The sequence below is a fragment of the Nocardia sp. NPDC060259 genome (assembly GCF_042728775.1).
Lineage (GTDB): Bacteria > Actinomycetota > Actinomycetes > Mycobacteriales > Mycobacteriaceae > Nocardia.
Genome location: NZ_JBHXAY010000114.1, coordinates 1 through 20,677 on the forward strand (window position 1 = coordinate 1; position 20,677 = coordinate 20,677).

Genomic DNA, 20,677 nt, shown 5'->3' on the forward strand with positions numbered 1-20,677 from the left:
TAATTTCTCCTCGGTCTTTTAAAAACCTATCTTCGCGGTTGGTGGTGGCGTCGTCTTGGGGCGGGGGGGGGGGGCGGGCTCGGTTTTCTTTGGGGGCGGGCGGCCCCGCCACCGAACCCCCGGGCCCCCCCCCGGCTCGGAGTCGAATAATTAAGAGACGGTGGCGGATTCGATGATGACGTCGTCGACGGGGACGTCCTGGTGGGGGCCCGCGTTGCCGGTGGAGACGGCGGCGATCTTGTCGACGACGTCGGTGCCGTCGGCGACCTTGCCGAAGACGGCATAGCCCCAGCCCTGGCCCTGGGGGGCGGTGTGGTTGAGGAAGGCGTTGTCGGAGACGTTGATGAAGAACTGGGCGGTGGCCGAGTGCGGGTCGTTGGTGCGGGCCATCGCGACGGTGTACTTGTCGTTCTTGAGGCCGTTGGTCGCCTCGTTGTCGATCGGCGCCTGAGTGGGCTTCTGCTTCAGGCCGGGCTCGAACCCGCCGCCCTGAACCATGAAACCGGGGATGACGCGGTGGAACACGGTGCCGTTGTAATGGCCCGCGTTCACGTAGTTCACGAAGTTGGCGACCGTGTTCGGCGCGGCCTGGTCGTCCAACTCGAGCACGATCGTTCCGTGGTTGGTTTCGAGATTCACCTTGGTCATGGAGTCGAGTCTAGGGAGGGGAGCGCCTCGGAAGGGAGTGGGGTCCGGATCGGTGGTGCCGAACGAACTGACGCCACGCGCAACGCACGGCGAAATCCACCCACCGGCATGCGGTGTGTGTTCGGTTGATCGGATATAGTTTTTAAGGAACCCGCGTGCCTGAGGCGCACGCGGGTTCTTTACTGCGAAACCATTCGACGCACCGAATTCGAGACGATTTCGGCGCGACGAATCACGGGCCGACGGTAATCGGCACCGACGGGGTCGTGGTGTTGTTCACGGCGTATTTACCCGTCACCTGCCCGGTCGTCGCGCTGGTCGGGCAGCCGAAGCTACCGGTCACCTTGATCGGGGCCGGGGCATTGGTCGCCTGCACGGTCGACGGGCTGCCGTTGGTCCAGGTGCCTGCGAGGCTCGCCGCCGCGGTGGGGGCGACGACGATCTTGCAGGAGGCCAGGCCGCTGGTCTGGATGACCATGCCGCCCTGCGGGATGTTGATGGTCCCGGCGATCGGCGTGCCGTTCTGGCCCGTGATCGACCAGCTGCCACTGGTGGTCACGGTCGCGCTCACGCCCCACATGCTGGTCGTGCAGCCGGTGAAGGTGGGCGCGCTGATCGGGACGGTGATCGGCCCGCTGGGGTTGGTGTTGTTCGGCGCCGCCGGCACCGCGCCGGTGGCGGCGGAGGTGGTGCAGGTGATGCTGACACCGCCCGCGACCGCCTTCACCGTGCCCACATTGGTCGCCGAGACCGCCGCGCCCGCTGGTGCGACCGTGGTCGAGCCCGCGGCCGTCGCCGGGCCGATGCCGAAGGTCGTCGCGGCGACCAGACAGCCCGCGGCGGCCAGTGTCGCCCGCGCGAAGAATTGATTGTCGAACATGGCGTACTCCTTGCTGAAATCGACAGCCACGTGATGTGAAGCTGTCGTGTTCAAGAATACGAAAGGCATTTTTCGGTAGTGCATTGTTCGCGCCTACCATTTCGTGTGGAAACCTTCGCGAATCAAGCCACGCCGTCCCGGATGGCCTTTATTATGCGGGGCTGTTACCGCGCGTAACGGTTACTGCGTTTTTTATCTATATGCACCGTGCACACTGGTAACATCGAAAAACTCCTGTGCCGCGCCCGACCGTCCGTGGGGCGCAGGGTTCGGACCTGGATCGATAGCTGATTCGCATAGCGCCGAAACGGCTGATCGCCCTGCGCCGGCCTGCTGTCCGGCCGGGTAGGCCCACGTCGCACCCTTAATGAAACGCTTGAACTTCACACCATAGCGCCCCGTATGTCCACAGGCATGGCGTGCGACCCCTCACAAGTAAGAGGGTGCGGATACGATGCCCACCGTGCCAGACGCCGCAACTGCCGTTCTCACCAAGCCGCCCGCCGCGCCGGTGGCGTCCGCGAAGGACTACCGGATCGCGCGATGGATCGCGCTGGTCGCCGGGCTCCTCGGCGCCCTGTTCGCGGTGGCGACGCCGTTCCTGCCGGTCACCCAGACCACCGCGCAGCTGAACTGGCCGCAGAACGGCAAGCTCGGCAATATCCAGGCACCGCTGATGTCGCAGGTGCCGATCGACCTGAACGCCACCATCCCGTGTTCGGCGGTCGCGACGCTGCCGGAGCAGGGCGGCATGCTGCTGGCCACCGCGCCGCCGCAGGGCGACCGGGCCGCGCTGGAGGCGCTGTTCGTGCGCGTCTCCGACAGCTCGGTGGACGTGGTCGATCGCAACGCGGTGGTCGCCTCGGCGGACCGCGCGGCGATGGACCAGTGCTCCGCGATCGTCATCAGCTCCGACCAGAACCGCACGACCGCGGAATTCCGGGGCATGACCAAGGAGGTCGAGCGGCCGATCGCCGGTCAGCCGGGCGCGGTCGAGACCGCGCGGGTGCCCGTGGAGGGCCAGCTCGCCGGTGACCTGCGGCCGCAGATCGTCGGCGTGTTCTCCGATCTCAAGGGAGCCGTTCCGGACGGCCTGTCGCTGACCTCGACGATCGACTCGCGGTTCTCCTCCAGCCCGTCGCCTGCGAAGCTGATCGCGATCATCGCGGCGGTGCTGTGCACCCTGCTCGCGCTGGGCGCGCTTGGCGCGCTCGACGGCAGTGACGGGCGCGGGCACCGCCGGTTCCTGCCGAAGAACTGGCTGAAGCCGACCTGGGCCGACGGCGCGGTCATCGGCACCCTGCTGGTCTGGCATTTCGTCGGCGCCAACACCTCCGACGACGGCTACATCCTGTCGATGGTGCGCGTCGCGCCCGACGCCGGTTACACGGCCAACTACTTCCGCTGGTACGGCGTGCCCGAGGCGCCGTTCGGCTGGTACTACTACGTCATCCAGGTCTTCGCCGAGATCTCCACGGCCAGCCCGTGGGTGCGCGTGCCCGCGCTGATCTGCGCGATCCTGTGCTGGATGGTCATCAGCCGCGAGGTGGTGCCCCGCCTCGGCAACGCGGTCAAGCGCTCGCAGGTGGCGCTGTGGACCGGCGGCCTGGTGTTCCTCGCCTTCTGGCTGCCGTTCGACAACGGCCTGCGCTCGGAGCCGATCGTCGCCCTCGGCGCGCTGCTGACCTGGGTTTCCATCGAACGTGCCATCGCCACCGGCCGGATGCTGCCCGCCGGGATCGCGGTACTGATCGCGGCCTTCACCCTGGCCGCCGCGCCGACCGGTCTGATGTGTGTGGCCGCGCTGCTGGCGGGTATCCGGCCGCTGGTGCGGATCGTCGTGCGCAGGCACCGCCAGTTCGGCACGCTGCCGCTGCTCGCCCCGATCGCCTCGGCGGGTCTGCTGGTGCTGGTCGTCGTCTACGGCGACCAGACCTTCGCGGGCATCCAGGAAGCCAACCGGGTGCGCCAGGCCACCGGCCCGAACCTGGCCTGGTACGAGGACTACCTGCGCTACTACTACATGTTCGTCGAGACCGTCGACGGCTCGCTGGCCCGGCGCTTCGCCTTCCTGGTGATGCTGCTGTGCCTGTTCACCACGCTGCTGGTGCTGCTGCGCCGCCGTCAGGTCCCCGGCATCGCGTCGGGCCCGACCTGGCGGCTGATGGGGATCGTCTTCGGCACCATCTTCTTCATGATGTTCAACCCGACGAAGTGGACCCACCACTTCGGCGCGTACGCGGGCATCGCCGGTTCGCTGGCCGCGGTGACGGCGGTGGCCGTGTCGCAGAGCGCGCTGCGCTCGCGCAAGAACCGGGCCATCTTCGTGGCCGGATTGCTGTTCGTGCTCGCGTTGTCGTTCTCGGGCATCAACGGTTACTGGTACGTCTCCAGCTACGGCGTGCCGTGGTTCGACAAGACCATCTCGCTGCGTGGCGTGCACTCCAACACGGTGATGCTGATCCTGTTCGGCGTGGCATTGGCCCTGGTCGGCTGGTACGCGCTGCGCGAGGACTACGTGAAACCGGTGCCGTCGGTGAAGACCGAGCGTGGCAGGCGAATCCGCAAGTTCGCCGCGATCCCGCTGACCATCGTGGTCGGGCTGATGGTGCTGTTCGAGGTGCTCTCGCTGGTCAAGGGCGCCACCCAGCAGTACCCGGGCTACTCGCTGGCCCGCTCCAACTTCGACGCCATCGGCGGCAATGCCTGCGGTCTCGCCAACGACGTGCTGGTCGAATCCGATCCGAACGGCGGCAGGCTCGACCCGATCGTCGACCCGGCCCGCCCGTTCACCGACCCGAACGATCCGCTCGCAGGCATCGGCGCGGTCGGCTTCACGTCCAACGGCGTGCCGGGCGACCTGTCGGCCGACGCGGTCGAGGTGAAGCCGGGTACCGGTAACACCAGCAACCAGTCGGTCGGCGCGGCCTTCGCCGAGGGTGAGAGCGCGGGTACCGGCGGTGGTGAGGGCGCGCTCGGCGTCAACGGGTCGACTGTCGCGCTGCCGTTCGGGCTCGACCCGGCGCAGACCCCGATCCTCGGCTCCTACCAGGAGGGCGTGCAGCAGCCCGCGCACCTGGAGTCGGCCTGGTACGGGCTGCCCGCCCGCTCGGACAACTCGCCGCTGGTCGTGATCTCGGCGGCAGGACGCATCGCCTCCAGGGACGACTCCGGCGCCGACAAGTACGGCCAGTCGCTGCTCGTCGAGTACGGCGCCCGCAACCCCGACGGCAGCGTCAGCACGCTCGGCACCTACCTGCCGCGCGATATCGGCCCGTTCCCGTCGTGGCGCAACCTGCGCGTGCCGGTGGCCGACCTGCCCGCCGAGGCGAACGCGGTCCGTATCGTCGCCAACGACCCGATCCTGATCGGTGACCAGTGGCTGGCGTTCACCCCGCCGCGGGTCCCGAAGCTGCAGACGCTGGACACCTTCATCGGCCGCACCCAGCCGGTGCTGCTGGACTGGGCCGTCGGCCTGCAGTTCCCGTGCCAGCGGCCGTTCGCGCACCACAACGGCGTCGCCGAGGTGCCGAACTACCGCATCCTGCCGGACCGTCCGCTGGCGATCTCGTCCACCGACACCTGGCAGGCCCAGGAGTTCGGCGGCCCGCTCGGGTTCTCGCAGATGCTGGCGAGCCGGGTCACCATCCCGACCTACCTGAAGGACGACTGGGCCCGCGACTGGGGTTCGCTGGAGCGCTACAACCAGTACCTCAAGGCCGAGCCCGCCCAGCTCGCGACGGACACCGCCCCGCGCAGCGGCCTGTGGACCCCCGGTCCGCTGCGGGTGTTCTGACCCGAACAAAGTAGAAGGCGCGGGCCACCTGGGTGGTCCGCGCCTTTTCGGTCGTGAGGGGTGCAGGAGTCAAACGTTGAGCATGCGACGGTTGAGGTCGCGGCGTAACACCTCTTGCGAAGGCAATCTATCCAGTACCCGCATCACGGCCGGTCGTAGTTCCTTTTTCTCGTCATCGCTGAGCAGCTCGACGAGATCTTGCAGATCCATGTCATCGAAGGCTCCTGTCATACCCATGAGGGTACGTGCTCAAACGCACAGGGGAAGGCCATTCGGCCGACATTTACAGCCGTTTCACGTACACGAAACGCTAACGGCCGCTAGGCTTTTCGCGCCGTACATGCACAACTGCCCGGTCGCTGCCCTTACGCTGCCGCACTCCCTACTGCGCCCGGATCGCCGGCTCCTTCGCCCGTCCCGGCTGCTCGACGACCCGCACCGAGATCTCGGCGGGCGGCGCGGGCTGATACGGCGTGAACCGCTCCAGCGAGCCCCAGTCCCGGCCGAGATCGTGATCGAGGTAGGTGGGGACAGTCTCGGCCTTCAGCAGCAGACCTGTCCATCCGAGCGGGCCGCCGCCGATGTCGTCCTGCCAGGCGTTGGAGGCATCCGAGCCGACCCGGTCGGGCAGGATCCGCCACTCCGGCGCCTCGGCGACGCCGTCGTGGTGGTCGAACGGGCGCTGGCAGGGGAAGGCGAGGCCGACGTGCCAGTCCAGCAGCACCGGGTCGGTGTGCCCGACGACGGAGTCGAGCGTGGCCAGCTTCGGCAGCCTGGGCGGGGTCACCGCGAGCCACTGCTTGCCGGTGATGTCGTTGTCGGTGGCGACCAGGCGGACGGCGTTCACCCCGTCGGGCAGCCGGTCCAGCGGCACGCGCAGGTTGCGCCAGGACGGCGCCGGGCCGATGTCGAGCGGTTCGACCGAACCGGTCACCGTCACCGCGCCGTCGGCGGCGCGGGTGCCGTACTCCAGACGCAGGTCCTGGCCGTAGTGCACGACGCCGTCGGTGTCGACGTAGCGGATGCGGCCCGCGGCGGTGACGACGAGCGCCTGGTAGGCGGGGTCGTCGCGCAGGCTGTCGGTGAGGTCGAAGCGGTACCACTGCGAGGTCAGCTTCGCCTGTTGCTGCACACCGTCCTGGTAGGAGCCGAGGACGGGCGTGCGGGCCGGGTCGAGGCCGAAGGGCAGGGCGACGGTGCTGCCGTTGAGGCCGGGCTCGGTACTGCTGCCGCCGCCGGTGCCCGCTCCGGTGGTGTTGGTCGTCTTGTTGGCCGAATCGGTGTCGACCGAGTTCGCGCCGCCGACCACGGTTTCGTCGGCATCGGCGGTGAGGTCGGCGGCGACGCCGTTCGGGGTGAAGCCGGTGGATTCGGCGCTCAGTCCGTCGGCGGGGGCGCCGGTGTACGGGGTGAGCAGCGAATCGGCCGTATTCGTCTCCACCAGCACGTCGTTGGCCAGGCCGCACGTATTGCCACGCAGCGACTCGATATTCGACTTCGCGATCGAGTAGGCGGGGTACTGGGTGACGGCGCCCTTGGCCATCGACGCCACCTCGAACAGCACGAGCAGCGCCGCCGCGATGGTCAGCGGCATGGTCGCGAAACGGTCGAAACGCGATGGCGCGGACGGCGTGCGGTAGGGGTCGCGCAGATGGAAATACAGCGCGACCAGCAGCGCGAGCACCGCCAGCCCGAGGAAGATGGTCGAGATGCCCTTGCCTGCCACCAGCGGCGCCTTGTCCCAGAACGGCACGCCGAAACTGGACACGTACCACCAGCCGTTGGATCCGGTGAAGGTGATCGCCAGCACGAACAGCACCGCCGCGGTGAACAGCGCGCGATTGCGCGGGGCGCGAATGCCGTTGGCGCCGACCGCCACGGCCGCCAGCGCCGCCAGTGAACCGGCGAGCCCGGCGTACACGCCGAAGTGGTGGGTCCACTTGGTCGGCGTCCACATCATCAGCAGCAGTGCGCCGAAGACGATGCCGAGGATGCGCACCGACGGGCCGCGCGAGGTGCCGGGGACGCGGCCCTTGCGCAGCACCTGCAGGATGCACACGAGCAGGCACAGCAGCATCACCAGCACGCCGAAGCGCCTGGCCAGCGAGCCGTCGGGGGAGAGCATGAACAGCGAGTCCCAGCGGGTGCGTTCGTCGAACCAGGCGACATTGGGGCCGACGAGGGTGCGGACTCGGGTCGCTTCCATGACGGTGGCCATGGTCTGGTCGGCGAAGACGATGATCAGCACGATCGTGCCCGCGGCCAGGCCGGGGGCGAGAAGCGCGGCGTAGCGGAAGTTCTTGGCGCCCAGTGAGAGTGGATGGCCGGATTCGGTGCCGCTCATCGTTTCGGCCGCGCTGCCGGTACCGGCGGCGTTGGTCCCGCGTTCGTCGCTGTCGGTCGAATTCGCGCCGAGTTCGTCGGCGGCGATCCGGCGCGGCAGCACACCTTGGGCCCGCTTGATGATGAGCTGCAGCACCGGCCGCGTGCCCGCGATGAGCGCGGCGATGCAGATCAGCCCGGTCGGGCCCGCGGCGAGGGAGAACGCGGCGACCAGGATCGCCAGTGCCGCGGGCAGCAGCCGGGCGGTGGCGATGGCGCGTTCGATCAGGCACCAGGTGAGCAACGCGCCCGCCGCGATCAGCGGTTCCGGGCGCAGGCCGTTGTCGTAGGGCAGCCAGAACGCAAGGAACACCAGCCCGGCCGTCCACAGCGCCACCTTGTCGCGGCGCACGCGAGCGCCCAAGCGGGGCAGCACCTCCCGGCTGATCACCGCCCAGCACACCAGGCCGGCGGCGAGGGCGGGCAGGCGCATCCAGGGGCTGGCGTCGGAGACCTTGGTCATCCAGGCGAGCAGTTCGTAGGACCAGCCGAACGGCGCCTCGGGGACGCCGAACCAGCGGTAGTAGTTGGCCATGTAGCCCGACGGGCCGGAAGCGCGGGCCATGTTGAGGATGTAGCCGTCGTCGGAGGTGTTGGCGCCGATGACATGCCAGCCGAGCAGCGTCACGACGACGACCACGTCGGTCGGGGTGATCCGCCACCAGTGCCGGGGCAGGAAACGGCGGGCACGACGGCCGTCGGAGGTGTCGAGCAGGTGCAGGGCGATCAGCGCGATGGCGGTGGCGATCGCGGCGGCGATCATCGTCACCAGTTTCAGCGTCGTCGGCGTCGAGGTGAACCGGGAGTCGATGTCGGCGTGCACGCGGGCGCCGGCGAGCGCTGCCTCGTCGAGATCGGTGAAGACGCCGACGATCTGCGGGCGCTTGTCGACGGTGACGGTATTGCGGAACGGGCTACCGTCCGCCCGCGTCACCCCCGCGAACTCGACGGTGGTCGCCGCGATGGTGGATTCGATCGTGACGCGCTCGCAGTTCGCGATCTCGGCGATCGGCGCCGAGAGCATCGGCACATCGCGCGCCTGCACCCCGAGCACACCGTCACGCACGGCGACGGTCAGTCCCTTCTGGGTCTGGCCCGACGCGACCGGGATGGTGGAGACCAGGGTCGTCGCCCCGGTCTCCGGCAGGTCGCGCAGCATCGTGCACGGCAGCTGCGCGTCGAGCCGCTGGGGCACATAGGAGACGAGCGGTGCTTCCACACTGGTCGCGCCCGCCTGCGGCCATTCCAGGCTCGCGCGGTCCTGCCGCACCGGCAACAGCGGCGTGAGCAGGGCAAGCACGAACCCGAGCAGCCCGCAGACGAGGGCGATCAGGCGGTATCGGGTGAACGCTCGTTCAGATCGCAGCACGGGGGTTGATGCTAGCCATCGAACCTGTGCGCGACACGGCGCCGGGTCATCCCGTCTTGCGGTCGCTCCAATCGAGCTGGGCTTTGGCCCACTCGGGGATCTCGCCGTCGGGGCGGGGGAAGGCGGCGAATTCGGCGCGCAGATCCTCGACCGAGAACTCCGGCATCCAGTCCGGGACGGTACTGGTGGAGAAGGTCGCCTTGTAGCGGGTGGGGCCCGCGATGAAGACCTCGGCGCTGAGCCAGGCGCCGACGCCCGGGTCGTAGGACAGGCGCTTGTGATCGGTGAAGTACTCGAGCACCTCGACCGGCGGCACCAGATTGGTCACCGTGCCGTCGCGCTCCTTGATCTGCACGCCCGCCACGGTGTGCTCGCCGACCTGCAGCGACCACAGCAGGGCGAACTTCTGGCCCGGGGCGAGCATGGCGATCGCGGCGTCGACGACGGTCTGCTCGATCTTGCCGACCGTGTGCAGCTCTTCCCTGGGGGAGGGTTCACGGTCCTGACCGTGCGGGCGAGTCAGCAAGAGATCGATTCGCTCCGGTCTGCTGAGCGTCATAGCTATACCTCTGCATCCGTACCGATCAGCACTACCAAAACTGATTTCGGTCGGCCGAACTTGTCAACATTTCGCAGCGTACTCGCCCCGCGACGCGAACTGCGCGGTTTGTTGACACTGACCGGACATATTGTGGTCTATCGCGCTCCCGCACACCAGTAGCTACCGGGTGTCGATCAACACAACACTCGGTGGGGGGCGCCTGACCAGGCCATTCAGGCGGCAGAAGCGCGTAGCGCGAACCAGCCGTCGATCGGGTCGGCGAAACCGTGATAGACCAACGGAATGCGCTGGTCGATCTCGAAATACCGGTAGACAGCCAGCATCGCCTGGCGCACCGAATGAGACTGGAAGTCATCGATGCGGCGCGGGCCGATGCGGTGTTCGGGCAGCAGTTCCAGGCGCATCAGCTCGGCGGGGTCGTCGACGTCGAGCCCCCACGGCGTCGGTTCCTCGATGAGATGGTCGTGCAGCACGGTGCGCGCGGTGGGCGGATCATGGCGACTGCCCGCGAACGCGACGCGTTCGACGCGGGCGAGACCGCGGGTACTCAGCGGCGTGCGGACCGCCTCGATCAAATCGATCATGTCGACATCAGGTGTAGGTTCCGGTGTTCGTCCGGCGACCGGCGCTTGTTCGAGCATATGAAGCACCTGCCCACCGCGGACCAGCGGTTCGGGTACGACGAAGAAGCTGATGCTCGGGCAGTCGCAGTGCATGCCGGTGAGGCACACCCGCGTGTGCAACGGATCGGACATAAGTCCTCCTCCGGTAGCGGGTCGCCGGGACCCGTGACGTGCAGGATCGATGATTCCAACGCCATCCGCCGTGGTACTCGCCCGCCGGCGGCGACCATGCCGCACCAGTCAGTGTAGTGCTGTCGAGCGGCCGGGACAGGGGGATCCGGCACGGAACGGAAACTATCCGCGCGCCGGTCACGGTGCGATGGATTCGGTGTACCGGCGGGCCAGGGTGCGCAGATGGGCGACCAGTTCGGGCGGTCCGTCGACGCGGAAGTCCATCATCAGCATGCTCAGGTAGATCGCGATCGTCTCCATCGCGTCGGCGCCGGTATGCAGGACGCAACTGTGGTCGTCGACCGGTTCGACGACACCGACGGCGGGGTTGATCCGGGCGATGACGGTCTCGGCAGGGGCGAGCACGGTGACGCGGGCGTGCACCAGCCAGCCGGTGGTCGCGATGTGGCGCATGACGAAGGCGACCAGATCGTCGTCGGGGAGTCTGCGCGGCGCGAACACCCGCTTGCCCGCGGTGGCGCTGGTGAGGCGGGCGACCGGGATCGCCTCCCAGGCATGGGTTCTCATGCTGTAGGCGACGAGGTACCAGCGGCGCTGCCAGTTGATCAGCCGGTAGGGCTCCAGTTCGACGTCGTCGTCGACGGTGACCGCGGTGGTGCGGCGGACGGCATCGGCCAGGGTGGTGAGAATGCCGGTGGCGACCGGGGCGTCCGGTTCGCGCGAGCCGGTGGTGGCCGGGCCGATCTCGGTGGCATCGTGGAGGGCGGAGACCTTGCGCTGCAAGCGTTTCGGCAGGATCTGCTCGATCTTGCGCAGGGCTCTGGTGAGCTGGTCGCCGAGATCTGAGACGGCGAGCGAGCCGTCGGCGGCCACGGCGATGGACAGGGCGACGGCCACCGCTTCGTCGTCGTCGAGTAGCAGTGGCGGCATCGTCGCGCCGCGCCCGAGCCGGTAGCCGCCGACGGCGCCGCGTTCGGCGTGCACGGGATAGCCGAGTTCACGCAGTCGCGAAATGTCGTTGCGGACAGTGCGTTCGGTGATCTCCAGGCGATCGGCGAGTTCGCGGCCGGTGTAGGAGCGGTCCTGGAGCAGCGCGAGCAGGCGCAGGACGCGCGGTGTCGTCGCGGCCATTGTCACCTCGTCGGAATCGGTGCGGAAATTAGGAAAGAAACGAGCCTAATAGGTTTCTAGGCTGGAGTCATCACCGAGAAGGAAGGCTCCACCATGAACAGCACCGCAGCCCTCGACACCGTGTGGCGCGACGTCGTCGCGACCTCCTATGCCGCCCTCGCCGAGGTCGTCGCGGGCATCCGCGACGACCAGTGGAACCTGCCGACCCCGTGCTCGGAATGGACGGTCACCCAGGTGATCCAGCACGCGGCGGGGGACCAGCTCGCCTACGCCGCTGCCCTCGGCATCGGCGCGGGCCCGAGCTACAACCCCTTCGCTCCGTCCGGCACCATCGACGGTTCCGCCGCCGACCTGGTCCGCGCGGCCGTCGACCAGACCGCCGCCGCATGGGCCACCGTCGCCGATTCCACCGCCACCGTCCCCACCCCGCTCCCACACGGCGACCTCCCCACCTCGGTAGCCGCTACTCTGGCCGCCCTCGACGCCGCCGTCCACGCCTGGGACATCGCCGTCGCCACCGGCCAGCCCTCCCCGCTGACCGACGAGCTGGCGACCCACCTGCTGACCGCGGCCCGCACCGTCCACGCGGCTCCCGGCAGCGGTGTCGACGCCGAGATCGTCGAACCTCTGCGTCAGTGGGGCGCCTACGCTTCCGTCGTCGAGGCCACCTCCACCGGCCCGGTCGACGACCTCCTGCACTACCTCGGCCGCACCGCCTGAGGAAGCCTCAGCGGCGGACCGTGATCAGGGTGAAGGGGCCGATGTCGGTGGTGGTGAAGGCGGGGTCGGCGAAGAGGGTTTTGGGGAAGGCGACGGTGTAGCGCTTGACGTTGGGGTCGTTGGGGTAGACGTCTTCGGCGAGGCGGAGGGTGTAGGTGTCGCCGTCGCGGCGGAAGAGGAAGGCGTCGGGGGCTCGCCACGGGGCCGTCGCCATGGCGTCGAGGAGGGCGGGGGCGGAGTCGAGTTTGCTCCAGGCGGCGATGGTGGCGGCGCGGTCCTTGAAGTCGGACAGCGGGTTCGCGTAGTGCGAGGTGAGGGCCTGGAAGCCGAAGTAGGGGTAGAAGGACAGGAAGCTGGTGTCGGCTGTGAGGACGACGGTTTCGTCTCGGGGGCGGCCGGTCTGAGCCAGCAGGGCCTCGTCGATCGGGTGGTAGTAGGCGACCGCTGAGGGCTTGCGCTTGTCGGCGCGTTCGCCGAAAGTGCCCTCGGCGTTGGGCACATCGGTCGGCACCGTGTCGGTGTAGGCGGTATCGATCTCGTGGGTGAGCACGGTCGGAATGTGCTGGGCGAAGGCCAGCGCGCCGAGCACCGCCACCACGCCGGCGGCAGTGCGTACCGGGGTCGAGTCGTTCATCGCCCGGTACACAAGGGCCGCGGTTTCGACGAAGCCGAAAACGCCTGCGGCGGCGAGCAGGGCGAGCAGCACCGGCTCCAACCGGAACGACAGCAGCGTGGTGCCCGCGGCGGTCGCGGCCATCGACAGCAGCGTCCACAGGTAGATCGCCACCACCCCGAGCCCCAGCGACTGGGCCCGGCGCGAGGTTCCGGCGCGCAGCACCAGCCACAGCACCCCGAGCAGGCACAGCGCACCGCGCAGCGAGAACTCCAGCATCGGGAACGCCAGCTCGGCGCCCGACTGCGGCAGATAGTGGAAGGCGTTGCCGGAGGGCAGTGTCGCCCCCGACAGCATCTTCAGCAGATACGGCGCCCACACCACCAGTGCGAGCACGGCGGCGATGGCCCCGATGACGACCAGCTTGGTCAGCGGCGCGATCGCCGACCGCCACGGCGCCGGACCACCGACGGCACGCGGTCCGCCGACCCGCGGGCGCAGGTCTTCCTTGCGCGTGTACACGGCCACACCCGCCGCGACCACGGCCATGAGCACCACGGTGAACGCCACGATCGCCAGGTACAGCGTGTAGAAGCAGGCGGCGACGCCGAGGAACAGCCCGGTGCCGAGCACCGCGCCCCACCCGCCCGTCGACCGGTGCAGCGCACCCCAGGCGAGCACGAGCACCGGCGGAATGAACACGACAAGCACCGCGCCGTAGGCCTCGGGGGAGGCGTAGGCCAGCGTCATGGCGGTCACCGCCGCCGCGGCGCCGACCGCGAGGTCGGCCCGCACCAGCTGCGTCCACAGCACCAGCGCCACCGCCGCGGCGACGGCGAGCAGCCCGATCGCGTACGGCTTGAACACTTCCCAGCCGTCCATGCCGAGCAGGTTGCCCACGCGCCCGCCGATCCAGAACCAGCCCGCCGGATAGAACGGCGGCAGGTCGACATAGGTCATATCCCGCAGCGCCGCACTGTCGGTGAGCCGCGTCAGATATTCGGTGCGAAACTCCTGGTCCACCGAGACACCGAACAGATACAGCTTGGTCGCCGCGAGCGGCATACCGAGCGTCACCGTCACAAAGCTCGAAATGCCCACCCAGGAGGCCAGTTTCGCCACCACCGGCCACTTCCGCAGCCGGATCAGCAGCACCGAAACCACCAGCAGCGCGATGGCGACCACCTGGCCGACGGTGGTCAGCGCCCGGGTCACATTGGAGGAGTTGAACGCGGGCCACTGCACCGCCGAGAACGCGAACAGCCCGACCGCGGCGACGACGAGCGCCACCAGCGCGGCCGCCGCGCCCTCACCGACCCCTGCCCCGATCCTGCGCACCGACGGCACCTGTTCGTTCGTCGTCATCGGCGCGCTGTCCTCCAGCTCCTGTCGGCTCTACGGTCCGGGCCAGCCTAGTGGAGGCCTCGCCCGCGGGCGTGAACGAGAACTGCCGCACCGTCCGGGGACGATGCGGCAGTTCGGGTCAGCGGTGAATCAGATCGGCAGCTTGCGGAAGATCGGGCGCGGCACGTGGCGCAGCGCCGACATCAGGTAGCGCGCCTCGCCGGGGGCCCAGACGATCTCGGTGCCCTTCTCCGAGGCGGAGACGGCCATCCGGGCGACGTCCTCGGGATCGACGGTGAGCGGGGCTTCCTTGGAGCCGGTGGCTTCCCAGTGCGCCTTCGTCGCCGAGGTGCGCACCTGCATCGGGCGCACGACGGTGACGCGCGGGCCGTGCGGGCGCAGCGCCTCGCCGAGGCCGAGGTAGAAGCCGTCGAGGCCTGCCTTGGTCGAGCCGTAGACGAAGTTGGAGCGGCGAACGCGCTCACCGGCCACCGAGGACATGACGATGATCCGGCCGTGACCCTGCGCCTTGAACTTCTCGCCGACCAGCACGCCGACCGACACACCGGCGGTGTAGTTGATGCCGACGGTCATGACCGCCTTGCGCTGGTTCTGCCACAGCTCCTCGGCGTCGCCGAGCACACCGAACGCCACGATCGCGACGTCGACGTCACCCGCGGCGAACGCGGAGTCGACGACCTTCGGGTGCGATTCGGTGTCGAGCGCGTCGAAGTCGATGACGTCGACCTGGGTCGCACCGGCCGCCTTCAGCTGCGCGACCGCGCCCTCGAGCAGCGGGTCGCCGGGCAGGTTGGCCAGGACGATCCGGGCCGGGCTCTTGCGCAGGTACTCGGCGCAGATCGCGAGACCGATCTCGGAGGTACCGCCGAACAGCAGAATGGTCTGTGGGTTGCCCACTGCGTTGATCACTGGAGCTCCAGCCTCCTGGCCATATCGGACATGAATACGCCGGTCGGGTCGACGCTGCGGCGGATCTTGATCCACTCGTCGATCCGCGGGTACATCTTGTGGAACGCTTCCGCGCTGGTCCGCGAGTCCTTCGCGGTGTAGAGGCGGCCGCCGAACTCCATCACGCGCCGGTCCAGATCGGTGACCAGCTCATTGAGGCCCGGTTTGATTGGGAAGTCCACGCAGATGTTCCAGCCCGGCATCGGGAAGCTCAACGGTGCCTGGTTACCGGGACCGAACAGCTTGAACACATTCAGCGCCGAGTAATGCCCGGACGCCTGGATGTCGATGATGATCCGCTTGAACTCCTCGACAGCCTCGGTCGGCACCACGAACTGGTACTGCAGGAAGCCGTTGGAGCCGTAGCCACGGTTCCACTCCGAGATCATGTCGAGCGGGTGATAGAACTGCGTCAGGTTCTGGACCTTGCCGGTGTAGTCCCCGCCCATGGCGTAGTACGCCTCACCGATGGCCGACAGGGTCAGCTTGTTCATGGTGAAGTTGGGGAAGATGTCCGGCACCGTCATCAGGTGTGGCGCGTCGAACTTCAACGGCTTCTTCTGCAGCCGCTTGGGGAGCTCGTCGAGCTTGGCGAGACGGCCCCGGGTGATGGTGGCCCGGCCCAGCTTGGGCAGCGGGCTGATCACGTCGAACCAGGCACTCGAGTAGGTGTAGTTCTCTTCGCTGCCGTCGCTGTGTGCCGCGATGGTCTCGTCCAGCGTGGAGGTCTTCACGCCGTCGTTGAGGAAGTAGGCCGTCTCCGTCGGCGCCATCTCGATGGTGGCGCGCAGGATGATGCCGGTCAGTCCGTTGCCGCCGACGGTGGCCCAGAACAGCTCGGCGTCGGCGGTCGGCGAGATCGTGCGCACCTGACCGTCGGCGGTCAGCAGGTCGATCGAGCGGACGTGGTTGCCGAAGCTGCCTTCGCTGTGGTGGTTCTTGCCGTGGATATCGGAGGCGATGGCGCCGCCGATGGTCACCTGGCGGGTGCCGGGTAGCACGGGGACCCACAGGCCGAACGGCAGCGCGGCCTTCATCAACTGATCCAGGCTCACGCCGCCGTCCACGTCGACCATGCGGGAATCGCGGTCGATGCGGTGGATGCGGTTGAGCGCTGGCATGTCGATGACGAGGCCGCCCGCGTTCTGCGCGTGGTCGCCGTAGGAGCGGCCGAGGCCACGGGCGATCACGCCGCGTCGCAAGTGCGCCGGCTTGGAGTCGTTGTCCTCGGCGACCATGCTCACGGCCTTGGCGATCAACTCGGGATCGCTGGTCGAGAGCACTTCGGCGGAGGTGGGTGCGGTGCGACCCCATCCGGTGAGCGTGCGCGTGCGCGTAGGCAGCGCAAACGCACCGTCGGTGGTGGTCGGAATGTTCTCGGACATCGGCTAAGAGGCTACATGCATGGCGGGAATCGCGACCGGTCTCGTAGTCTTCCTCACGTGCAAGCCCAACCGCATCTGCCGCTTCCCGCCGAGATTCCCCTGGTCGACGAGCCCGGTGGGACCGACGTAGACCTGAAGACGCAGATCGTGCGGTTCACGCTGACCGGCGGCCTCTCGGCGATCGTCGACTACGGCATCTACTCCCTGCTGCTGAACCTGGTCGGCCTTCCGGTGAGCCTGGCCAAGGCCATCAGCTTCGTCGCGGGGACGACCACCGCGTACCTGATCAACCGCCGCTGGACGTTCAAGGCCGAACCGAGCAGGGCGCGCTTCTTCGCCGTCGTCGCGCTCTACGCGGTGACCTTCGCCGTCCAGGTCGGGATCAACGCGGTGCTGTACTTCGCGCTGCCCGACGAGTGGTGGCGGCAGCCGCTGGCGTTCGTTGTCGCGCAGGGCACCGCCACCGTCATCAACTTCGTCGTACAGCGGCTGGTGATCTTCAGGCTCGAGTAGTCAGCTGGCCTTCGCCGCTGTCGGCGCTGGCTGCTTGCCCGCCTTGACGCCGAAGTAGTCGCCGCCCTTCGCCCTGACATTGTCGGTGCCCCACTCGCGGCGATCCCGCGCGACCGGCACCATCTGCGGAATGTGCTTGCGGCAGTGGATATAGGCTTCTTCCACGTCGACGACGACCCACACCTGCGATGTCTTCCCGCGTTCAGCGTCTGGCAGATCGCTGACGGTCTCGCGTAGCTCACTGTCGGCAACCATGCGGGCTTTCCCGTTGATGTGCAGCCCGATCAGGTCGCGAACGAAGTCGATCATCAAGATCCCCACATGCGGGTTCTCGAGGATGTTGCCGAGGCTGGCCATTACTCCGTTACCTCGATATTCGGGGTACGCAATCGTGCGTTCGTCGATGACGTGCAGGAATCCCGGCGTACCCGCACGGAAGCTGGCGTCACATTCGCCGTGCGAGTCGGCGGTGGAGATGAACGCCATGTCCATCCGCCCCACGAATTCGACCATGGACGGGTTCAGGTAGTCGATCACCTGGTCGTCGTAGAAGCGTTCGGCCCTGTCCGCGGTGCCCAACGTGTCCTGAAGCTCGTGCTCTCCGTCGCTGCCGACGTGTTTTCCGGGCATCGGGGCCCCCTCTGCTAGCCGAACCGGGTGATGCGGGTTTCGCGCTGAAACCCCCGCTTGTGACTGCAATCTCACCCAGTCTAGGGGAGCCTCACGAGTTATGTGGTGTGTCCATTGTTGCGAATGATATGAAAACCGGGTTTGCGCAGCGGTTTCCGGAGTGGACTGATCAGGCCGGTCCTACCGTCACAGGGACGCCGTTGAACACGGCGGTGCCGGACACCGCGTCGACCACCGAATCATCGGTCAGCACATTGGCATTCACGCCGGCGTGCGCGAGCGCGACCGATTGGGTGGTGCTCGCGCCGTGTCCCCAGCCGTGCGGCAAACTCACCACGCCCGGCATGATCGTCGGCGTCTGCTCGACTTGAACCGTCAATGAGCCAGCCGCCGAACTGATCTCGGCCAGCTCGCCGAGACCGAGTCTGCTCGCGTCGTCGGGATGGATCTGCAGCGTGCACCGGTTCGATCCGCCGACAAGGCCGGCGATGTTGTGCATCCAGCTGTTGTTGGAGCGCAGCTGCCTGCGCCCGATCAGCACCATCTCCGGTGCGCTCGCCGCGAGTCCGGCGCGCAGTCTGGTGACGTCGGCGAGCAGCTCCGGCGGTGCGAGTTCCACCTTGCGGGACGCGGTGCGCAGCACGCCGGGCAGGCGCGGTCGCAGCGGGCCGAGGTCGATGCCGTGCGGGTTGGCGAGCAGGGCGCGCAGGCTCAGCTCGCCGCCGTTCCACGCGCCGTACGGGCCGAGCTTGAGCATCAGGTCGATGCGCTGTTCTGTCGTGTCGGCGCCGTCGAGCTCGTCGCGCCGATCGCTCATCCCCGCCTTGTGCAACATGCCGGAGATGACCAGCTCGTCGATCATCGCGATCGGGCTCTCGGTGCCGGTGCCCGCGTGTGGTTGCCCGCTGACGGCGGCGGCGAGCCGCGCGATCACCGCCGATTCGGACGGGCGGCCGTCGAGCGGAACCAGCGGCGGCGAGTACCGCGTGTAATTGCGCACCGCGAACTGAAGCAGCGCGAAGTCGTAATGCGGCGACTGCACCGAGCGCGGCGGCGGCAGGATCACCGACGCGTGCCTGGTCGTCTCGTTGACGTACCGGTCGACGCTGACCATGAACTCCAGCCCGGCCAGTCCGCGGTCGAGCCTCGCGCCGCTCGGCGCGGACAGCACCGGGTTGCCCGCGACCGTGACCAGGGCTTTGATCTGTCCCTGACCGGGGGTTTCGATCTCGTCGGCGAGGGTGGCGACGGGCAGCTCGCCCATCGCCTCCGGCAGGCCGCGCACCCTGCTTGTCCAGCGGCCCGGTCGGAACGGCCTGGTGCGTGGGATGCCCCCCGCCGCCGCGGTGGCGAACATGGCGCCGCCGGGGGCGTCGAGATTGCCGGTCAGGGCGTTGATCGCGTCGACAAGCCACTGGGTGAGCGTGCCGAACTCGGCGGTGCAGGTGCCGATCCTGGCGTAGACGGCGGCGGTGGGCGCCGCCGCGAGGTCGCGGGCCAGGTCGCGGATGGTGTCGGCGGGGATGCCGGTGCGCTCGACGACCGATTCCGGGCTGAACTCCGCGGCGGCGGCGCGCAGGTCGTCGATGCCGTCGGCCTCGATCCGCACGTCGGTCAGTTCCTCGGCGAAGAGCGTGTGGACGACGGCGAACAGCAGGTAGGCGTCGGCGCCGGGCCGGATGAACAGGTGCTCGTCGGCCAGCGCCGCGGTCCTGGTCGCCCTCGGGTCGACGACGACCAGCTTGCCGCCGCGGGCCCGGAGCGCCTTCAGCCTGCCGGGGAAGTCCGGCGCGGTACACAGCGACCCGTTGGATTCGAGCGGGTTGGCGCCGAGCATCAGCAGGAAGTCGGTGCGGTCGAGGTCGGGGACCGGCACGGTCAACGGGTCGCCGAACATGAGCCCGGCCGCGACCTGTTTGGGCATCTGGTCGGCGGTGCTCGCGGTGTAGATGTGCCGGGTGCTCAGCGCGCGGATCAGGGCGGGCAGATAGAGCGCGCCCGCGACGGTGTGGGCGTTGGGATTGCCGAGGTAGACCGCGGTCGAGCCACTGCCGTGCGCCGTGACGACCTCGGTGAACCTCGTCGCGATCAGGTCGAACGCCTCGTCCCAGCTCGCGGCGCGGAAGACGTCGCCCTCGCGGATCAGCGGGGTGGTGACCAGATCGGGGTCCTCGTCGAGCTTGCCGAAGCTCGCGCCCTTCGGGCACAGGAAGCCCTTGCTGAACGGGTCGTCGCGATCGCCGCGCACCGAGACCACCCGGTCGGCGTCGTCGAGCGTGATCGCGAGACCGCAGACGGCCTCACACAGCGGACAGGTGCGCAGCAGCGTTCGCGGAGCCATGCCCCATCCTTACGCCGACCGGCGCACCCGGGTTGGAAAACGCGCAAAGCCGTGCGGATGACCGTTTTGCCCAAGTTCCTGTTTCTCGAAACATGTTTTCCGCCAACACTATTGGGGGCATGCGAAATGATCGGATGGTCCTATGATCACCACCGAGGGGGGTACGGGAAGGGAACAATGCGTACTTTCAAGCTTGCCAGCGGGGCCACCGCCCTCGCCGCCGTCGCGATTACCCTGTTCGCGGGCACCGCGTCCGCCGCGCGGACCGCCGACGCGGTGGGTGGTGCCGACACCATCACCGTCTCCATCAACAACACCGACGACGCCTGCTGGTCCGGCACGGTGATGGTGGACGAGATGTTGCAGAGCGCCATCCTCTCGAAGGAGAAGCCGTCCGCGGTGCTCGCGAACATCGCCGCGGGCAACCACCGGGTGCGGGTCCACCTCTACGTCGGTGAGGGCGAGTCCTGCAGCGTCAACAGCCCGGCCGTCGAGTTGCTGGACAAGACCGTCGCCGTGGGCGACGCTGCGGGCAACCCGATCCAGGATCTGCTCGATTCGGGCAGTGCGGCTCTCGGCCTGAAGTAGGCGCTGAAAAAAGCTCGGGCCGGGTCGGACGGGATCCCTGCGGGGATCGAC

At 68.3% G+C, this 20,677-nt stretch carries 16 protein-coding genes; 4 read left to right on the forward strand and 12 right to left on the reverse strand.

Going from position 1 to position 20,677, the window contains the following annotated elements; translation table 11 throughout:
- Nucleotides 1-150: 150 nt before the first annotated feature.
- Together ACFWF2_RS28685 and ACFWF2_RS28690 are read right to left on the reverse strand one after the other, a co-directional pair.
- Complete coding sequence (locus ACFWF2_RS28685) at nucleotides 151-648, reverse strand: peptidylprolyl isomerase (RefSeq protein ID WP_379310576.1); 498 nt, start codon at nucleotides 646-648, stop codon at nucleotides 151-153.
- A 232-nt stretch (nucleotides 649-880) separates the two neighbouring features.
- On the reverse strand, nucleotides 881-1,528 hold the full coding sequence (locus ACFWF2_RS28690; protein ID WP_379310577.1) for a hypothetical protein: 648 nt from the start codon (nucleotides 1,526-1,528) through the stop codon (nucleotides 881-883).
- A 463-nt stretch (nucleotides 1,529-1,991) separates the two neighbouring features.
- Here ACFWF2_RS28690 and ACFWF2_RS28695 point away from each other — a divergent pair, with 463 nt between their 5' ends.
- On the forward strand, nucleotides 1,992-5,324 hold the full coding sequence (locus tag ACFWF2_RS28695) for an arabinosyltransferase domain-containing protein (protein WP_379310590.1): 3,333 nt from the start codon (nucleotides 1,992-1,994) through the stop codon (nucleotides 5,322-5,324).
- Nucleotides 5,325-5,393: 69 nt separating this feature from the next.
- On the opposite strand, the gene ACFWF2_RS28700 is transcribed toward ACFWF2_RS28695, so the two are convergent.
- The 5 genes from ACFWF2_RS28700 to ACFWF2_RS28720 all read right to left on the reverse strand — a co-directional run bounded on the left by ACFWF2_RS28700 (nucleotide 5,394) and on the right by ACFWF2_RS28720 (nucleotide 11,523).
- Nucleotides 5,394-5,555: a hypothetical protein gene (locus ACFWF2_RS28700; protein WP_379310578.1), complete on the reverse strand. Its 162-nt coding sequence runs from the start codon at nucleotides 5,553-5,555 to the stop codon at nucleotides 5,394-5,396.
- A gap of 151 nt (nucleotides 5,556-5,706) precedes the next feature.
- A complete protein-coding gene (locus ACFWF2_RS28705) occupies nucleotides 5,707-9,075 on the reverse strand; it encodes an arabinosyltransferase domain-containing protein (RefSeq protein ID WP_379310579.1) in 3,369 nt (1,122 codons plus the stop codon).
- Nucleotides 9,076-9,121: 46 nt separating this feature from the next.
- The gene (locus ACFWF2_RS28710; protein WP_379310580.1) at nucleotides 9,122-9,634 is read right to left on the reverse strand and encodes a hypothetical protein; all 513 of its coding nucleotides are present in this window, start codon (nucleotides 9,632-9,634) and stop codon (nucleotides 9,122-9,124) included.
- 215 nt (nucleotides 9,635-9,849) lie between these two features.
- Nucleotides 9,850-10,392 (reverse strand): hypothetical protein, encoded by a 543-nt coding sequence (locus ACFWF2_RS28715; protein ID WP_379310581.1) that lies wholly within the window; start codon nucleotides 10,390-10,392, stop codon nucleotides 9,850-9,852.
- Nucleotides 10,393-10,569: 177 nt separating this feature from the next.
- Nucleotides 10,570-11,523, reverse strand: a complete 954-nt coding sequence (locus ACFWF2_RS28720) for a helix-turn-helix transcriptional regulator (RefSeq protein ID WP_379310582.1) — start codon at nucleotides 11,521-11,523, stop codon at nucleotides 10,570-10,572.
- A gap of 93 nt (nucleotides 11,524-11,616) precedes the next feature.
- Here ACFWF2_RS28720 and ACFWF2_RS28725 point away from each other — a divergent pair, with 93 nt between their 5' ends.
- On the forward strand, nucleotides 11,617-12,243 hold the full coding sequence (locus ACFWF2_RS28725; protein ID WP_379310583.1) for a TIGR03086 family metal-binding protein: 627 nt from the start codon (nucleotides 11,617-11,619) through the stop codon (nucleotides 12,241-12,243).
- Between the two features lie 7 nt (nucleotides 12,244-12,250).
- Here ACFWF2_RS28725 and ACFWF2_RS28730 read toward each other — a convergent pair whose 3' ends face one another.
- From ACFWF2_RS28730 to ACFWF2_RS28740, 3 genes are all read right to left on the reverse strand, one after another.
- A complete protein-coding gene (locus ACFWF2_RS28730) occupies nucleotides 12,251-14,221 on the reverse strand; it encodes a galactan 5-O-arabinofuranosyltransferase (RefSeq protein ID WP_379310584.1) in 1,971 nt (656 codons plus the stop codon).
- Between the two features lie 129 nt (nucleotides 14,222-14,350).
- On the reverse strand, nucleotides 14,351-15,130 hold the full coding sequence (locus ACFWF2_RS28735; RefSeq protein WP_379310585.1) for a decaprenylphospho-beta-D-erythro-pentofuranosid-2-ulose 2-reductase: 780 nt from the start codon (nucleotides 15,128-15,130) through the stop codon (nucleotides 14,351-14,353).
- Nucleotides 15,127-16,554, reverse strand: coding sequence for an FAD-binding protein (locus ACFWF2_RS28740; RefSeq protein WP_379310586.1), 1,428 nt, complete (start codon nucleotides 16,552-16,554; stop codon nucleotides 15,127-15,129). Before ACFWF2_RS28740 ends, ACFWF2_RS28735 begins: the two co-directional genes overlap by 4 nt.
- Before the next feature lie 15 nt (nucleotides 16,555-16,569).
- Here ACFWF2_RS28740 and ACFWF2_RS28745 point away from each other — a divergent pair, with 15 nt between their 5' ends.
- On the forward strand, nucleotides 16,570-17,067 hold the full coding sequence (locus tag ACFWF2_RS28745) for a GtrA family protein (protein WP_379310587.1): 498 nt from the start codon (nucleotides 16,570-16,572) through the stop codon (nucleotides 17,065-17,067).
- Here ACFWF2_RS28745 and ACFWF2_RS28750 read toward each other — a convergent pair whose 3' ends face one another.
- Together ACFWF2_RS28750 and ACFWF2_RS28755 are read right to left on the reverse strand one after the other, a co-directional pair.
- Nucleotides 17,068-17,697 carry a pyridoxamine 5'-phosphate oxidase family protein gene (locus ACFWF2_RS28750; protein ID WP_379310591.1) on the reverse strand — a complete coding sequence of 210 codons (630 nt, stop codon included), beginning with the start codon at nucleotides 17,695-17,697 and terminating at the stop codon, nucleotides 17,068-17,070.
- A gap of 169 nt (nucleotides 17,698-17,866) precedes the next feature.
- On the reverse strand, nucleotides 17,867-20,038 hold the full coding sequence (locus tag ACFWF2_RS28755) for a molybdopterin-dependent oxidoreductase (RefSeq protein WP_379310588.1): 2,172 nt from the start codon (nucleotides 20,036-20,038) through the stop codon (nucleotides 17,867-17,869).
- 177 nt (nucleotides 20,039-20,215) lie between these two features.
- Here ACFWF2_RS28755 and ACFWF2_RS28760 point away from each other — a divergent pair, with 177 nt between their 5' ends.
- Nucleotides 20,216-20,626, forward strand: coding sequence for a hypothetical protein (locus ACFWF2_RS28760; RefSeq protein WP_379310589.1), 411 nt, complete (start codon nucleotides 20,216-20,218; stop codon nucleotides 20,624-20,626).
- Nucleotides 20,627-20,677 lie beyond the last annotated feature (51 nt).

Bases quoted from the DNA above. Each gene is read 5' to 3' on its own strand.
- ACFWF2_RS28685 (WP_379310576.1), bottom strand. From the start codon at position 648: ATGACCAAGGTGAATCTCGAAACCAACCACGGAACGATCGTGCTCGAG.
- ACFWF2_RS28690 (WP_379310577.1), bottom strand. From the start codon at position 1,528: ATGTTCGACAATCAATTCTTCGCGCGGGCGACACTGGCCGCCGCGGGC.
- ACFWF2_RS28700 (WP_379310578.1), bottom strand. From the start codon at position 5,555: ATGACAGGAGCCTTCGATGACATGGATCTGCAAGATCTCGTCGAGCTG.
- ACFWF2_RS28710 (WP_379310580.1), bottom strand. From the start codon at position 9,634: ATGACGCTCAGCAGACCGGAGCGAATCGATCTCTTGCTGACTCGCCCG.
- ACFWF2_RS28715 (WP_379310581.1), bottom strand. From the start codon at position 10,392: ATGTCCGATCCGTTGCACACGCGGGTGTGCCTCACCGGCATGCACTGC.
- ACFWF2_RS28720 (WP_379310582.1), bottom strand. From the start codon at position 11,523: ATGGCCGCGACGACACCGCGCGTCCTGCGCCTGCTCGCGCTGCTCCAG.
- ACFWF2_RS28725 (WP_379310583.1), top strand. From the start codon at position 11,617: ATGAACAGCACCGCAGCCCTCGACACCGTGTGGCGCGACGTCGTCGCG.
- ACFWF2_RS28730 (WP_379310584.1), bottom strand. From the start codon at position 14,221: ATGACGACGAACGAACAGGTGCCGTCGGTGCGCAGGATCGGGGCAGGG.
- ACFWF2_RS28740 (WP_379310586.1), bottom strand. From the start codon at position 16,554: ATGTCCGAGAACATTCCGACCACCACCGACGGTGCGTTTGCGCTGCCT.
- ACFWF2_RS28745 (WP_379310587.1), top strand. From the start codon at position 16,570: ATGCATGGCGGGAATCGCGACCGGTCTCGTAGTCTTCCTCACGTGCAA.
- ACFWF2_RS28750 (WP_379310591.1), bottom strand. From the start codon at position 17,697: ATGCCCGGAAAACACGTCGGCAGCGACGGAGAGCACGAGCTTCAGGAC.
- ACFWF2_RS28755 (WP_379310588.1), bottom strand. From the start codon at position 20,038: ATGGCTCCGCGAACGCTGCTGCGCACCTGTCCGCTGTGTGAGGCCGTC.
- ACFWF2_RS28760 (WP_379310589.1), top strand. From the start codon at position 20,216: ATGCGTACTTTCAAGCTTGCCAGCGGGGCCACCGCCCTCGCCGCCGTC.